Annotated in this window: 14 protein-coding genes; 2 read left to right on the top strand and 12 right to left on the bottom strand. The window is 70.3% G+C overall.

The window, feature by feature from the left end; genetic code table 11:
• Positions 1 to 67 precede the first annotated feature (67 nt).
• The 12 genes from Q5425_RS42390 to Q5425_RS42335 all read right to left on the bottom strand — a co-directional run bounded on the left by Q5425_RS42390 (position 68) and on the right by Q5425_RS42335 (position 12,538).
• Positions 68 to 1,384, bottom strand: a complete 1,317-nt coding sequence (locus Q5425_RS42390; RefSeq protein ID WP_308678092.1) for a glutamate-1-semialdehyde 2,1-aminomutase — start codon at positions 1,382 to 1,384, stop codon at positions 68 to 70.
• A gap of 8 nt (positions 1,385 to 1,392) precedes the next feature.
• On the bottom strand, positions 1,393 to 1,941 hold the full coding sequence (locus Q5425_RS42385) for a dTDP-4-dehydrorhamnose 3,5-epimerase family protein (protein WP_308678091.1): 549 nt from the start codon (positions 1,939 to 1,941) through the stop codon (positions 1,393 to 1,395).
• A complete protein-coding gene (locus tag Q5425_RS42380; protein ID WP_308678090.1) occupies positions 1,938 to 3,122 on the bottom strand; it encodes a polysaccharide pyruvyl transferase family protein in 1,185 nt (394 codons plus the stop codon). The genes Q5425_RS42385 and Q5425_RS42380 overlap by 4 nt, the downstream gene beginning before the upstream one ends.
• Positions 3,119 to 4,063, bottom strand: coding sequence for a glycosyltransferase family 2 protein (locus Q5425_RS42375; protein ID WP_308678089.1), 945 nt, complete (start codon positions 4,061 to 4,063; stop codon positions 3,119 to 3,121). Before Q5425_RS42375 ends, Q5425_RS42380 begins: the two co-directional genes overlap by 4 nt.
• Positions 4,064 to 4,070: 7 nt before the next feature.
• Positions 4,071 to 5,396, bottom strand: coding sequence for a hypothetical protein (locus Q5425_RS42370; protein WP_308678088.1), 1,326 nt, complete (start codon positions 5,394 to 5,396; stop codon positions 4,071 to 4,073).
• A 5-nt stretch (positions 5,397 to 5,401) separates the two neighbouring features.
• Positions 5,402 to 6,682, bottom strand: coding sequence for a DUF4910 domain-containing protein (locus Q5425_RS42365; protein WP_308678087.1), 1,281 nt, complete (start codon positions 6,680 to 6,682; stop codon positions 5,402 to 5,404).
• Positions 6,682 to 7,701, bottom strand: coding sequence for an SDR family oxidoreductase (locus tag Q5425_RS42360; RefSeq protein ID WP_308678086.1), 1,020 nt, complete (start codon positions 7,699 to 7,701; stop codon positions 6,682 to 6,684). Before Q5425_RS42360 ends, Q5425_RS42365 begins: the two co-directional genes overlap by 1 nt.
• Positions 7,702 to 7,706: 5 nt before the next feature.
• A complete protein-coding gene (locus tag Q5425_RS42355) occupies positions 7,707 to 8,354 on the bottom strand; it encodes a PIG-L deacetylase family protein (protein ID WP_308678085.1) in 648 nt (215 codons plus the stop codon).
• Positions 8,351 to 9,142 (bottom strand): glucose-1-phosphate cytidylyltransferase, encoded by a 792-nt coding sequence (locus Q5425_RS42350; RefSeq protein ID WP_308678084.1) that lies wholly within the window; start codon positions 9,140 to 9,142, stop codon positions 8,351 to 8,353. The genes Q5425_RS42355 and Q5425_RS42350 overlap by 4 nt, the downstream gene beginning before the upstream one ends.
• Position 9,143: 1 nt before the next feature.
• Entirely contained in the window at positions 9,144 to 10,376 is a 1,233-nt protein-coding gene (locus tag Q5425_RS42345; RefSeq protein WP_308678083.1) for a class I SAM-dependent methyltransferase, read from the bottom strand.
• A gap of 278 nt (positions 10,377 to 10,654) precedes the next feature.
• Positions 10,655 to 11,530: an LLM class F420-dependent oxidoreductase gene (locus Q5425_RS42340; RefSeq protein WP_308678082.1), complete on the bottom strand. Its 876-nt coding sequence runs from the start codon at positions 11,528 to 11,530 to the stop codon at positions 10,655 to 10,657.
• Positions 11,531 to 11,569: 39 nt separating this feature from the next.
• On the bottom strand, positions 11,570 to 12,538 hold the full coding sequence (locus Q5425_RS42335; protein ID WP_308678081.1) for a hypothetical protein: 969 nt from the start codon (positions 12,536 to 12,538) through the stop codon (positions 11,570 to 11,572).
• Positions 12,539 to 12,672: 134 nt separating this feature from the next.
• Between Q5425_RS42335 and htpX the strand changes: the two genes are divergently transcribed.
• Together htpX and Q5425_RS42325 are read left to right on the top strand one after the other, a co-directional pair.
• A complete protein-coding gene (htpX, locus tag Q5425_RS42330) occupies positions 12,673 to 13,524 on the top strand; it encodes a zinc metalloprotease HtpX (RefSeq protein WP_308678080.1) in 852 nt (283 codons plus the stop codon).
• A gap of 92 nt (positions 13,525 to 13,616) precedes the next feature.
• The gene (locus tag Q5425_RS42325; protein WP_308678079.1) at positions 13,617 to 14,711 is read left to right on the top strand and encodes an LLM class flavin-dependent oxidoreductase; all 1,095 of its coding nucleotides are present in this window, start codon (positions 13,617 to 13,619) and stop codon (positions 14,709 to 14,711) included.

Here is a 14,711-nt window from a genome sequence, read left to right as displayed (position 1 = left end):
GGAAAACAGTCACCCTCAAGTGTCCTCATCGGACCCAACGGGTGAATCCGGCCCGCCCGTGCGGGGATCAGGCGTATTTGCGGAACACGGGCTGCACCGGGCGCCCGCCCATCCACGGCGCCGGGTCGTTGGCGTCGAGGGCCTTGCGGTACACCGTGCAGGCCTGGGCGACGACGTCGACGGTCTTGTCGATGTCGGCCTCCGTGAGCGCGGCACTGACCACGAAGGACGGTCCGAGCACGCCGCCGCCGATCAGCTCGCGCAGGAACAGCGTCCGGTACGGCTGCGAGGGCTTGCCCTGCTCGTCGAGCGTGCCGAAGACCAGGTTGCTGGCCCGGCCGCGGACGACCACGTGGTCCTCGACGCCGATCCCGGCCGCCACCTCGCGGACGCCGGCGGCGAGCCGGTCGCCGAGGGCGTGCATGCGGCTGATGACGTCCTCGTCGCGGTAGACGTCCATGACCGCCATCGCGGCGGCCAGCGAGTGGGTCTCCGCGCCGTGCGTCGTCGAGAGCAGGAACACGCGCTCGCGGTCGCTGCGGAGGCCGCCGATCTCCATCAGCTCTCGCTTGCCCGCCAGCGCCGACACCGCGAAGCCGTTGCCGAGCGCCTTGCCGAACGTCGAGAGGTCGGGTGTGACGCCGTAGAGGCCCTGCGCACCGTGGGCCGACCACCGGAAGCCGGTGATCATTTCGTCGAAGACGAGGACGACGCCGTGCCGGGTGGTGAGTTCGCGCAGGCCCTGCAGGTACCCCGGCGGCGGTTCCACCGCCGCGGCCGGCTCCAGGATCATGCATGCGATCTCGCCATCGTGGCGCTGCAGCAGCTCCTCCGCGGCCTGCAGATCGCCGTACGGGAAGGACACCGTCGCCTCGGTCGTCTCGTCCGGGATGCCGGCGTTCATCGGCGTGGTGCCGATGAACCAGTCGTCGGTGGAGAAGAAGGCGTGGTCGGCGCACTTGGCCACGAGCTTGCGGCCGGTGGCGGCGCGGGCGAGCCGGACCGCGGCGGTCGTTGCGTCGGAGCCGTTCTTGGTGAACTTCACCATGTCGGCCGTCGGCACGTTCTCGAGGAACCGCTCGGCGGCCTCGGCCTCGATGATCGAGGGCCGGATGAAGTTGCTGCCCTTCTCCAGCTGGCCCCGCACCGCTTCGAGAATCCGCGGGTGGGCGTGGCCGAGGCTGACGGCTCTCAGCCCGGCGCCGTACTCGACGTACTCGTTGCCGTCGACGTCCCAGACGTGACCGCCGCGGCCGTGGGAGATGACCGGGGCCATCCCTTCGGGATACTGGTCCGAGCCCTTGGCGTAGGTGTGCGCACCGCCCGGGATGGCCCGGTGCAGCCGCTCGTTCGCCGTCGCGGAGCGGGGCAGGTTCGTTCCCATGTCGTGGCTCACCTCGTTGGTTTCAACGCCTCTCCGAGAGACGGCGCCCGTTCGTCCCGGTCACTGACCATTGTGACCGACAGTGGCCAGGAAATGTCCAATTCAGGGTCTTTGTACGAGATTGTGATGTCCTCCGCCGGATCGTGCGCCCGATCGATACGGTACGAAACGTCGGAGGGATCCGTGAGTGACTGGAATCCGTGCGCGCACCCCGCCGGGATGTACACGGAAACCTGGGTGTCCCCGGAAAGTTCGAACGTTTTGATGTTCCGGAATGTCGGCGAATCCGGTCGGAGATCCACCACGACGTCGAAGACCGCGCCGTGCGAACACCGCACCAGCTTCGCTTCGCCGGCCCCGCCGCGCAGGTGCATCCCGCGGACAACACCCTTGCGGGAACGGGAAAGACTGTCCTGGACGAAGCCGTCCGGGTCGATGCCCACCGATGCGACGACGTCGCGGTCGAACGTCCGGCTGAAAAACCCGCGCTGGTCCGCGTGCGGGGTGGGTTCGAACAGATACGCCCCGTCGATCTCGGGCACCGGAATGGCCTTCATCGCCCACCCCCGAAGAGGGCCGCCGAAAGGGCGGCGAACTGGTCCTTGAGGCGTTGTGCGTTCATCTCGTTCCGTTCCAGGAGCGTCTGGCGCAGTTCGGCCGAGCGGTTCTCCAGTTCGGTGAACTGCTCGACGAGCCGGTCGAAGCGGACGGTCTTCGCCCGCTGGGTGAAGCCGTCGAGGCCCATCTCCGCCATGAGCACGTCGTTCTTCGGTGCGTACCCGATCGCTACGGTCGGTTTCGCGACCTTCAGGGCGCAGAGCACGTTGTGGTAGCGCGTGGCCACCACGCTGTCCACCGCCGCCATCTCGTGCATCAGCTCGTCCAGGGTCTCTGCCGAAGCCGCCGTCACCAGCGGGGAAGCGGTCTTCTCGATGATCTCGTCGACGACCTGCCGGTCGATCCGGTCGCCGATGAACAGCCGGACGGGTCTGCCCTGGTCAACGAGCCACGCGACGAAACGGTTCATCGTGTCCACGTAGTGGCGGTAGATGCGGTCGCCGTCGGCGCGGTCGTCGTTGCCGCCGTAGTAGGCCATCACCCCGACACCGACGGTGCCCGGCGCGCCGGTGGCGTCCGGGGTGGGAAGGGAGAAGGCGAGGTCGGGATAGACCTGGTCGGCACTCGTGTCGACGCCCATGGCGCGCATGGCGTCGCGTGAGATGTCGTCGCGGTAGGAGCGGTAGGCGGCCAGCCGGCCGGACCAGCGGACCAGTGTCCGCGTCGCCCGGGCGCTGATCTCGTTGGCGCCGACGCAGACGAGCGCCACCTTGGTGCCGAAGAGCCGCCCGGTGGCGGAGAGGAGGAAGAGCGAATACGGGAAACCCCAGGGACGCAGCGGAAGCGTCGCTTCGAGCACGCCCATGCCGGGCACGATGACGACGTCCTGCTTCCGGACCCAGGCCGCGGTGCGGGCGATGTCGACGAGCTTGCCGAAACCCTTGAGGACGACGGAGCGCAGGCCGGACGCCGTCTCGTACTCGGACTGGTTCCAGTGCAGCGGCGTTGTGTCGAGGCCGTACCGCTCGCGGACGAGTTCCGGACCGCCCACCAGGGCGCTCAGCACCGCGTCCGGGTACTCGGCGCGCAGGTAGCCGAGCACGGCTTCGAGGGAACCGTCGTTGCCGAGGTTGCCCGAGCCGAGCAGGCCGAACACGCCGACGCGGGGCGCACGCTTCACGCGAGCCTGCCTTCCCGGCCGGCCACGATCTCGTTGACCGTGGCGACGTCCGAGGCGGTCGGTGCGCGGTCCTCGACGCGCTCGCCGTGGCCGGAGCGGGCCCGGTTGGTCAGCCAGGCGCCGAGGTGGCCGAAGCACTCGCGCTTGTCGGCGGCCGAGATCGGCGCGCGGCGGATCAGGTCCGCGAACCCGTAGACGTACTCGCCGAGCAGGCGGACGGTGGGGTTCCGGAGCCGGTTCGCGCGCCGCGGGTCCAGATTCGCGCACCGGCTCCGGATGGTCGGGTTGGCCCGTTCCGCGCGGCCGGGGTGGTCGCGGCGGAAGTAGAGCAGCTCGGGCACCTGGTGGAACGGGCCGTGCAGGGCCATCTCGGCCGAGTACGTCCGGTCGGCGTGGTGGTAGCTGTCGAGCGGCTTGACGCGGCGGAGGACGTCGGCGCGGATGACGCCGTAGAAGTCGTCGCCGCCCGGCTCGAACAGGATGCTGCGGAAGCGGTCCGGGGCGTGCGGGGACGCGGTGTTCAGCGTGTACTCGAGCGGCTGGACGATGCGGCCGTCGCCGTCGATGATCGCCTGGTCGCAGTGGGCGAGGATGACGTCCGGGCGCTCGTCGAGGGCCTCGACGCACCGCTTGAGCAGGTCGCGGGCGTACAGGTCGTCGTGGGAGACCCACTTGAACAGCTCGGTGCGGGACACGTCGAACACGAAGTTGTGGTTCGGCGTCGCGCCGATGTTCTTCGGCTGGCGGACGTAGCGGATCCGCGAGTCCTTCTCGGCGTAGCGGCGGCAGATCTCGTCGGTGCCGTCGGTGGAGGCGTTGTCCGAGATGATCAGCTCGAAGTCTTCGTAGGTCTGGCCGAGCAGGGCGTCCAGCGACTCGGCGAGGTACTCCTCGCCGTTGTACACCGGGAGGCCGAGGCTCAGCCGCGGGACGGTGGTCATGGAGTCCTCATTCCTTGATCGGCTCTTTGATCGGCTCGAACACCACGGTGGGCTCGTCGGCGCCCGGCGGCACGTACTCGCGCAGCCCCAGGCGCAGCTGGAACCACCAGACGACGGACCCGCTGAGGGTGGCCGCCGCGACGCCCCACGCGGACCCGGCCGCGCCGCCGAGGAACGCGCCCGCGATGCCAAAGGTGACGTAGAACAGGGAGGCGATCAGCTGCGACCGCAGGCTCCGCGGTGCGGCGCCCAGGGTACGGAGCCCGGCCGCGGCACCCGTGGCGAAGCTCGCGCCGACCACGGCGAGGGTCACCGGCAGGATCAGCGGCGACGCCGAGTCCCACACCGAGCCCATCACCCACCGGCCGGCGCTGTCGGGGACCAGGAGCAGCAGGCCGAGGCCCCAGCACAGCGCGGCGGCGGCCTGCCCGCCACCGAGGATCACGCAGAAGTGCTTCAGCCGGTGCGGCGCCCGCTGAAGCACCCGCGCGCCCTCGGCGACGGTGACCAGGGACAGCCCCATGAGCAGGGCCAGGAACGGGCCGAGGAGCTGTTCGGCGCCGCGGACCGCACCGACGGCGGTGATGCCGGTGATGGCGCCGAGGCCGTAGGCCCGCAGCTGCGACGCGCCGCTGTTGCTGACGTTCTCGACGAGGTACCGGACGCTGAGGTCGCGCTGGGAACGGAGCCAGCCGGCGAGCTCGCGCGGGTGCGGGAGGATGCCGGTCTGGAACCAGCCGTAGACCGCGGCGAGGGCGGCGGCGATGCCCCAGGCCAGCACGAACGCGACGACCGTCCCGATCCGGCCGGCGACGAACAGGGCCGGGAGCAGCACGATGCCGCACACGACGTCGTTGAGGAACGCTTTCTTGCCCTGCCCGTGGGCGAAGAACGCGAAGCGCCAGGCGTCCTGCAGCAGCAGGCCGGGCAGGACGACGGCGAGCGCGATGAACGCGTTGCCGAGCGGGCCACCCGCGGCCAGCCCGGCCACGAGACTGACCAGCCCGGTCACGCAGCCGACGCCGATCGCGGTGCCGGACGCGCTCGCCACGCCCGCCCGCCACCGGTCCTCCGGCACGGCGCTGAAGCGCACCATCAGCGGGTCGGTGGCGAGGCCGCGCGAGATGTTGAGCACCACGCCGTAGGTGACCCAGGCGAGGCTGAAGATGCCGAACGCGAACGTGCCGAGGGAGCGGGCCACGTACAGCCCGACGGCGAAGTTGGTCAGGCTGGACACGGCCTGGTCGCCGAGGCCCCAGCTCAACCGCCCGGCCATCGCGCGTGCCGCGCCCGACCGGAAGATCGAGCGCGGCGCCCGGCGATGGTTGGCCACGTCGCTCACTCCTTGACCAGACCGGCGTCGTGGAGGGCGCGGGCCGCGACGTCGACGATGTCGAACGGCAGGCCGGCGCGCTCGGCGATGTCGAGCAGGCTGTGCGAACCGTCGGAGAGGTTGAGCACCCACAGCATCGCCATCTGGGCCTGCTTGGCGTCGCTGCGGCCGCCGAGGGAGTCGTACAGGCCGCGCTTGCCGAGCTGCGGCTCGCCGTACGGGCTGAGGTTGACGTACCGGCGGTTGCGGTCCAGGACGCCGAACGCGTCCTTCAAAACACCGAGTGTGTCCTCCATGGCCACCGGTGAGACGAAACTCGGGTTGTCGGCGGAGGTGTGGTACTCGGGGTAGCCCGCGTACGGCGTGCGCGTCAGCGAGCCGACGCCGAGGTTGAAGCCCGGCGAGCAGAACTGGCGCTCGTCGTAGCCGTACGGCGAGAAGTCGACGACTCGATGCTCCCGCGACCGCAGCACGTGCTGCATGACCCGGTCGATCTCGGCGTCGTCGCGGCGGGACTTCTTGTACGTCAACGAGCCCGGGTCGCCCGCACACGCCAGCACCAGCCCGTGCTTGACCTTCTCGATCCGGGAAGAGTTGCGTGCCAGCCACGTGATCGAGCCGATCGTGCCCGGCATGAACAGGAAGCGGTACGTGTAGTGCGGCTGAGAAAGAGCCAGCTGCTGGGCCAGCGAAATCGCCACCGCGATGCCGGCGAGGTTGTCGTTCGCCAGCGACGGGTGGCACACGTGGCAGGACACGATGACCTCGTCGGTGACGCGGCCGGGCACGACGTGCTCGGCGTACGTCAGCGAACCGTCGGCCAGCGTCGAGTCGATGACGACGTCGTAATCGCCGTCGGGCAGGGCGTCCAGCTTCTCCTGCGCGAGGCAGAATCCCCAGGCTGGGGCGTAGTAGCTGGTCCGGTAGGGCACCCACGACGGCTGGTCCGGCAGCGTGTGCAGGTGCTCCCGCAGCTCGCTCAGCGGCATCCGCCGCGACACCGGGACGCTGTACCCGACGACGTGCAGATTCAGCTCCTGGAAATCGATGACGCGCGAGCCGTCGGGAGCGGCGACGTAGGCGTCGCGGATGTTCCACTCCTGCGGGATCGTCCAGTCCAGCACGGCCGTGCCCGTCGGCACCTCGTGCCGCTCGAGTGCGATGTGCTCGCCGATGATGTCCAGGGTCTGCCGCACGCCGTCGCCGGTGATGCTGCGGCAGATCGGGTACAGCCGCTCGACCAGGGCGTGCAGGTCCGCCCCGGTCCGCAGCTGCGGGCCCGCCACTACTTCCGCCGCAGGGTGGTGTCGACGCGGCCGGCTTCGCCCTCGCTCTTCAGCCAGGCCAGCCGGGTGAACAGCTGCTGGAACGACTCCCGGGTGAGCCCGAACTTGCGGTAGGCCTCGATGAGCTCGACGGCGCCGTCCTTGACCGACCATTCGCAGGCGAAGCCGGGGATGGCTTCGCGGAAGCGCGAGAAGTCGACCCGGTACGACCGCGGGTCGGCGCCCGCCTCGCCGGTGATGTTCAGCGTCGAGCCCGGCACGGCCTCGACGACCTCCTGCGCGATCTCGGCGACGGTGACGTTGTTCTCCTCGGTGCCGATGTTGAAGGCCTTGTTGTGCACGGCCTCCTTCGGTGCCGTCAGAGCCGCCGTGAACGCGCGCGCGATGTCCTGGGCGTGCACCAGCGGCCGCCACGGCGTGCCGTCGGAGAGCACCAGCACCTCCCCGGAGAGGTGGGCGTGCGCGGTCAGGTTGTTCAGCACGATGTCGCCGCGCAGGCGGGGCGAGTAGCCGAACGCCGTCGCGTTGCGCATGTACACCGGCGTGAAATCGTCGTCGGCGAGCTCGTGGACGTCGGCTTCGACGCGCACCTTCGACTCCGCGTACGGCGTCACCGGCTTCAGCGGCGCGTCCTCGTCGACGAGGTTGTCGCCGCCGGCCCCGTACACCGAGCAGGTCGACGCGTAGAGGTACCGCTGGACGCCGGCGTCCTTCGCCAGCTTCGCGAGCTTCACCGACGCGTGGTGGTTGATGTCGTAGGTCAGCTCCGGCGCGAGCGAGCCGAGCGGGTCGTTCGACAGCGCGGCCAGGTGGATGACCGCGTCGAAGCCGGCAACGTGCGAAGCGGTGACGTCCCGCAGGTCGACGGCGTGCCCGGCCGGGTCGGCGGGGGCGGGCCCGAGCAGGCAGGCCTCGAACAGCCCGGAGTCCAGGCCGGTGACTTCGTGGCCGGCGGCGGCGAGCACCGGGGCCATCACCGTCCCCAGGTAGCCCTTGTGCCCCGTCAGCAACACCCGCATCGGATTCAGCCCTTCAGGTCGAGAGTGAGTTTTTTGGCGAAAAACGCTTCGGCGTACTTCGCGGCGGCTTCGATCCCGCGGATGCGGGCCAGCCCGAGGAAGGCCTCGCGGTCGTACCAGGGCCGGTGCCGCTGCGAGGCGTAGTGCTCCTGCAGCAGCCGGACCTTCTCTTCGGCGATCTCGTCGGACAGCGGCTGGTACACCGACGGGCGGCCGAGGTCGCCGTCCCACTTGACGATCTCGTAGCCCAGCGTCAGGTGGTTGCGGAACGTCGTCGGCACCAGCTTCGCCAGGCCGCGGTGGTCTTGGTGCGCGTCGTCGGTGCGCGTCGCCAGGATGACGTCGGGGTCGGTCCGCCGCCGCAGGTCTTCCAGGGCGTCCTTGGCCTCTTCCCAGTGGGCCGGGAAGCGCCCGTCCCGCAGTTTCAGCACCGTGACGGAGAGGTCCGCGCCGGGGCAGAACGCCGCCAGCGCCGCCCGCTCCTCGTCCTCGCGGTCGGTGCCGCCGCCGGAGAGGACCAGGGCGTCGACCCGCAGGCCGGGCCGGGACTGGCACAGCGTCAGCAGCGTGCCGCCGGCGCCGATCGCGATGTCGTCGCAGTGCGCGCCGAGTGCGACGACGCTGCCGAGCCGTTCCGGTCGAAGCCCGATCACGCGATGCTCACGGCCGCGCGCTCCCAGAGCGCCCAAGGCCGGTCGCCGTGGCTGTAGGCGTAGTCGAGCGCCGCCCGCTCCTTGACCGTGTCGGTCGGCTTCCAGAACCCGCGGTACGGGTAGGCGAGCAGCCGGCCGCGCTTGGCCAGCTCACCGCAGCCGTCGGCGACGAGGTCGCCGTTTTCCGGAATGTGGTCGAACACTTCCTGCCGCAGCACGAAGTAGCCGCCGTTCTCCCACAGCGGCATTTCGCTCACCGCGGTGATCGAGCCGACCATGCCGCCTTCGTCCATTTCGACGCAGTGGAACGACGACTGCGGCGGGACGACCATCATCGACGCGCCCGCGTCCGACTTCTCGAAGCGGTCGATCATCTCCGGCAGCGGCACGTCGGAAAGGACGTCGGCGTAGTTCGCGAGGAACATCTCGTCGCCGTCGAGGTGGTCGCGGACGCGGCGGAGGCGCTCGCCGATCGGCGACTCGATCCCGGTCTGCACGAACGTGATCGTCCAGTCCGCGATGTCGGTCGAGAGCAGTTCGGCCTGGCCGTTGCGGAGGACGAAGTCGTTCGAAATCGTCTCTTCGTACGACAGGAAGAAGTTCTTGATGTGCGCCGCGCCGTAACCGAGGCACAGGATGAATTCAGTGTGGCCGAAATGCGCGTAGTAGCGCATCACGTGCCAGATGAGCGGTCTGGGACCGACCATCGCCATCGGCTTCGGGATGTCGTCGGCCGCGCCGTTGCGCATCCGCATCCCGTAACCACCGCAAAAGAGGACGACCTTCACTTCACTGCACCTCGACGATTTCCAGGCGGGGAATGGGGAACACGAGTTTTCCGCCCCAGGCACCCACGAACGAAAGCTGTTCGGTCAGTTCCTCCCGGAGGTTCCACGGGAGGACGAGCACGTAGTCGGGCCGGTCCGCTTCGATCCGTTCCGGAGCCAGCACCGGGATGCGCGTGCCGGGGGTGAACCGGCCGTGCTTGTACGGGTTGCGGTCGACCGTGTACTGCAGCAGGTCCGTCCGGATGCCGCAGTGGTTCAGCAGGGTGTTGCCCTTGCCCGGGGCGCCGTAGCCGACGACGGTCTTCCCGTCGCCCCGCGCCTCGATGAGGAACTTCAGCAGGTCCAGCCGCACGCGGGTGACGCGCTCGGCGAACTCGGTGTACCCGGACAGCTCGTGCAGCCCGGCCGCTTTTTCGCGCTCCAGCACGTCGGTCATCCGCTCGCTGGGCTCGCCCGCCACCTCGGCCGGACGCGCCCACAGCCGGATCGAGCCGCCGTGCGTCGGCACCAGTTCGACGTCGACCACGGTGAGGCCGCCGGTCGCCAGGGCCCGGCGCGCGGATTCGACCGTGTAGTACTGGAAGTGCTCGTGGTAGATCGTGTCGTACTGGTTCTCCTCGATCAGCGTGAGCAGGTGCTGGACCTCGATGGAGACCCAGCCGTCGTCCGCGACCAGCGCACGCAGGCCCTTGGTGAAGCCGAGGACGTCGGGGATGTGCGCGTAGACGTTGTTCGCGGCCACGAGGTCGGCCGGCCCGTGCTCTTCGCGCACCTTCAGGCCGGTTTCCTCGGAGAGGAAGGCCGTCAGGGTGGGCACGCCGGCGTCGCGCGCGGCCTGCCCGACGTTCACCGAAGGTTCCACGCCCAGACACCGGATCCCGTGCCCGACGACGTGCTTGAGCAGGTATCCGTCGTTGCTCGCGACCTCGACGACGAACGACTTTTCCCCGAGCCCGAGCCGGTCGACCGCGCCGTCGACGAAGCGCTTCGCGTGCTCGACCCAGGACGTCGAGAAGGACGAGAAGTACGCGTACTCGGTGAAGGTGTCGTCGGGGTCGATCAGCGGCGGGATCTGGGCGAGCCAGCAGTCGGTGCACACCTTCAGGTGGAGCGGGAACGTGGCTTCCGGCTCGTCGAGCTGCTCCGCCGTCAAAAATCGCTCACACGGGGGAGTCGCACCGAGGTCGACGACGCCGGCCGTGTTTGTCGAACCGCAGAGTCGACATGTGGTCATCTACCAGGCTCCTTGGCTCGCGGTCGCGATGTGCACCTGACACGTCGACCGGCGCCGGGAGGTCGTTACAGCGACGCGGGAGCCGCCGGTGGACCGATTCGGAACCGCAACCTGGATGGGCCAACTGTGGCGAGGATCACCAACCGTGCTCGTCCGTACCCGTAACGTCCACAGTGGACCTGCTCCGGGGCCGGCCTGAGGCGGGGTCGCCAAGGACGGCTGAACGCGCCGGAGCCCTCCCCGCCGGACGGCGGAAAGGGCTCCGGCGGAAGGTGGGGTCAGCCGAGCTTCTCGGCGGCGGGGATGACGTCGGTGGCGAACTTCTCGAGCACCGCCGGCCGGTGGACGTGCGGCACCGCGCCGAGGGCGACCTGGATGCCGAGCCCGTTCAGCCGCTCCAGCTCGGCCAGCAGTTCACCGGCCTTCTCGCCGTTCTCGCCGACGTCGAGGACGTGGTAGACGGTCTTGACGATCGAGTCGTAGTCGCGGCCCTCGTTCTCGCAGTGCTGCCTCAGCACGTCGAGCTTGTGCTCCAGGTCCGGGCCGTTGAACAGGTTGCACGCGTCGGCGTACTTGGCGACGAGCTTCAGGGTCTTCTTCTCACCGCCGCCACCGATCATGATCAGCGGCCGCGGCTTCGACAGCGCCTGCGGCACGTTCAGCAACCGGGAAGCGTCGAAGTGCTTGCTCTTGAACGGCGCGTCGCCGTCGGCCCACATCTGCAGCACGTACTGGAGGTTCTCCTCCAGCAGCTCGAACCGCTCGGCCACGGACGGGAACGGGAATCCCAGCCCGCGGGACTCCTCCTCGTTCCAGCCCGCGCCGATGCCGAGGACCGCGCGGCCGCCCGACAGCACGTCCAGGGTCGTGATCGCCTTGGCGAGCAGGCCGGGGTGCCGGTAGAGCACGCCGGTGACGACGGTGAGCAGCTTCGCGTGCTCGGTGTGCGCCGCGATGAAGCCGAGGGTGGTGTACGCCTCGAGCATGTCGTTTTCGGTCGGGCCGACCGCACCGATCTGGAAGAAGTGGTCCATCACGGCGATGGAGTCGAAGCCGGCTTGATCACCCGCGCGGACGACGGCGGCGAGGTCGGCGCCCAACGCGGACGCTCCGTTCGGCCAGGTGAAGTCGGGGATCTGCAGTCCGAGTTTCATGGTTTCGACCGTATACCTGGAGTGGCCCCAGCCGGCCGGTCAGAAATCGCGGACGAGGAAGATTCGCCCGTGCAGGGGATCGGTGACCCACACCGTGCGCGTGCGCTGGTCGACGGCGACGTCGCCGGGGTTGACGCCCAGCGACAGCTCGCCGCTCAGCGTGCCCGTCGCGCCGTCGACGCGCGTGAGCCCGTTCTGGCCGCCGTTGGTGTACACCGTGTTCGTGCCCTGGTGCACGGCCAGCGCGGAGGATTCGCTGCGCAGCAACACGGTCTTGCGCTCGGCGTGCGTCTCGCCATCCACAATGGACATGTGGTGGATGCCGGAGTTGGCGACGTAGACCGTGCCGCTCGCGTGGTGCACCGCGACGCCGGTCGGGTTGCGTCCGACCGGCACCGAAGCGACGAACTCCGCCGTGCCGATCGAGAACACCTCGACCGAGTCGGTGGCGGTGCTCGCGCAGTAGGCCAGCGCACGGACGGGGTCGAGGCCGATCCCGGTGAGGGCCGGCTTCGGGCCCGGCACGAGTGCCGCCAGCGTGCAGCTCGCGCCGTCGAGCACGGCGAGCGTCCCGGTGGCGCCGCTGACCGCGTAGACCCGGTTGGCGTCCCTGTCGACCGCCAGTGCCGAGGCACCGGTCCCCGCGCCGATTACGCTCACCAGGTCGTGGGTCCGGGCGTCCAGCGCCACCACGGTGCCCGCCGGCGGGTTCGCGACGTAGATCCGGCCGGCCCTCGGGTCGATCGCGACGTCGCCGGGCGCGCCACCGACGTGGATCACCTCGGCGACCGAAACGCTGCGCGGATCCACCGCGGAGACCGTCCCGGCCTGGGCATCCGTGACGTACCCGAGGCCGGTGTGCGGGTGCACCGCGACCGCGTCCGGTGCCCCGCCGACGTCGATCGACCGGACGGTGGCGGCGCGCGCCACCCCGGGCCGGACGAGGGCGCCCGCGCCCGCCGTGACCAGCGCGAACAGCGTCCTCCGGGGTAGCCGGCGACCTCGCATCGGCGCCTCCGCTCCTGATCATCCGCCGTCCGAGCGTAACCCGCGCGATCCCCACGTGAAGGAACTTCGCGTCCCCCGATCGCGTTGTTTCCACTGGGTAAACCCACTCGGGACGACAGCGGACGGAGGCGAGCGTGCACGGGCACCGGAACGGACTGAAGACGGCATTGCTGCTCGGCCTGCTGTCGGCGATCGTCGTCGCGCTCAGCGGGCTCTTCGGCCGCGGAGCGCTGGTCATCGGCCTGCTCGTCGCCCTCGGGATGAACGCGTTCGCCTACTTCAGCTCCGACAAGCTGGCGCTGCGCGCGATGCGGGCGCGGCCGGTGTCCGAGGTCGAGCAGCCCGTGATGTACCGGATCGTGCGCGAGCTCGCGCAGGTCGCCCGCCAGCCGATGCCGCAGCTGTACCTCAGCCCGACGGTCGCGCCGAACGCGTTCGCCACCGGCCGCAGCCCGCGGCACGCCGCCGTGTGCTGCACGACCGGCATTCTCGAGCTGCTCGACGAGCGGGAGCTGCGGGCCGTGCTCGGCCACGAGCTGTCGCACGTCTACAGCCGCGACATCCTCATCTCGTGCGTCGCCGGCGCGCTGGCCAGCGTGATCAGCGTGCTCGCGAACATCGCGCTGTTCTTCGGCGGCAGCAACCGCGACGGGAACCCCCTGCTCAGCCTGCTGCTGATCTTCGTCGGGCCGATCGCGGCGGCCGTCATCCGGATGGGCGTGAGCCGCTCGCGGGAGTACCAGGCCGACGCGTCCGGCGCCGAGCTGACCGGCGACCCGCTGGGCCTGGCCTCGGCGCTGCGGAAGCTGGACGCCGGAACGCGGGCGCGGCCGCTGGTCGCCGAGCCGCAGCTGGTTTCGCAGTCGCACCTGATGATCGCGAACCCGTTCCGCCCCGGCGAGGGCCTGAGCAAGCTGTTCTCGACCCACCCGCCGATCGCCGACCGCATCGCCCGCCTCGAAGAGATGGCCCGCCGCCCGTTCTGATCCCGCCCAGGCGTCACTTTCATAGGGAAAGTGAAGTTTTTCCCAGTGGGTGGGAGCGGGAATCCCGGCTCGGCCGGCGGAGTTGCGCAGGCATGGTTTCCGCACAGCTGCACCTGGGCGTCGCCATCGACGGGGCCGGGTACCACCCGGCCGCGTGGCGGATCTCCGCGGTCGAGCCCGCCGCCCTGTTCACCGCCGGCCACTACCTGAAGTACGCGAAGCTCGCCGAAGCCGCTTCGCTCGACTTCGTCACCCTCGACGACTCGCTCGCGCTGCAGTCCGGCGGCTCCGGGGTCGGCGGTGCTGTCATCGGACGGCTCGACGCGCTGCTCACGCTGTCCGCGATCGCTCCCGTGACCAGCCGGATCGGCCTGGTCCCGACCGTCACCACCACGCACACCGAGCCGTTCCACGTCTCGACGGCGGTCGCGACCCTGGACTACGCGAGCCGGGGCCGCGCCGGCGTGCTGGCGGTGCCGTCCCTGACGGCCGCCGAGGCCGCGCACTTCGGCCGCCGCCCGGCTCCCTCGCCGGAGGACGGCGACGCCGAGACGGCCGAGGTCCTCGACGTCATCACCCGGCTGTGGGACAGCTGGGAGGACGACGCGATCATCCGCGACGCGGCGACCGGCCGGTTCATCGACCGCGAGAAGCTGCACTACGTCGACTTCGAGGGCCGGTTCTTCAGCGTGAAGGGCCCGTCGATCACGCCGCGGCCGCCGCAGGGGCACCCGGTGACCGCCGTCTACGGCGACTCGCCGCACGCATCCGGTGCCGACGTGGTCGTGACCAGGGCCGACCACCTCGACGCGGTCCGCGCCGCGGCCGCCCGGCACCCCGGCGCGAAGGTACTGGCCACGGTGTCGGTCGTGCTGGCCGAGACCGGGCAGGGCGCCCGCGACCGGCAGCGCGAACTGGACGCCTTGGTCCCGTTCGAACCCGCGGGCCTGTCGTTCGCCGGCACGCCGGCGCAGCTGGCCGCCGAGCTGCCGCGCTGGGCGGCCGAGACCGGCGTCGCCGGGTTCCACCTGCGCCCCGCCGTCCTGCCCGACGACCTCGACCTGATCACCGGCGAAGCCGTGCCCGCCCTGCGGGCCGCGGGCGCGTTCCGGAGCGGGTACACGGGGACCACCTTGCGGGAGCACCTCGGCCTCGGTGCCGCAGCCAACCAGTACCAGGGGGTGTGA

The organism is Amycolatopsis sp. A133 (assembly GCF_031082405.1).
Lineage (GTDB): Bacteria > Actinomycetota > Actinomycetes > Mycobacteriales > Pseudonocardiaceae > Amycolatopsis.
The sequence above is the reverse complement of the archived record's forward strand: the minus strand, read 5'-3'. Positions and strand labels throughout refer to the sequence as shown.

Excerpts from the sequence above, each read along its gene's own strand:
- Q5425_RS42340 (WP_308678082.1), bottom strand. The coding sequence starts at position 11,530 with ATGAAACTCGGACTGCAGATCCCCGACTTCACCTGGCCGAACGGAGCG.
- Q5425_RS42325 (WP_308678079.1), top strand. The coding sequence starts at position 13,617 with ATGGTTTCCGCACAGCTGCACCTGGGCGTCGCCATCGACGGGGCCGGG.
- Q5425_RS42360 (WP_308678086.1), bottom strand. The coding sequence starts at position 7,701 with ATGCGGGTGTTGCTGACGGGGCACAAGGGCTACCTGGGGACGGTGATG.
- Q5425_RS42345 (WP_308678083.1), bottom strand. The coding sequence starts at position 10,376 with ATGACCACATGTCGACTCTGCGGTTCGACAAACACGGCCGGCGTCGTC.
- Q5425_RS42335 (WP_308678081.1), bottom strand. The coding sequence starts at position 12,538 with ATGCGAGGTCGCCGGCTACCCCGGAGGACGCTGTTCGCGCTGGTCACG.
- Q5425_RS42390 (WP_308678092.1), bottom strand. The coding sequence starts at position 1,384 with ATGGGAACGAACCTGCCCCGCTCCGCGACGGCGAACGAGCGGCTGCAC.
- Q5425_RS42385 (WP_308678091.1), bottom strand. The coding sequence starts at position 1,941 with ATGAAGGCCATTCCGGTGCCCGAGATCGACGGGGCGTATCTGTTCGAA.
- Q5425_RS42375 (WP_308678089.1), bottom strand. The coding sequence starts at position 4,063 with ATGACCACCGTCCCGCGGCTGAGCCTCGGCCTCCCGGTGTACAACGGC.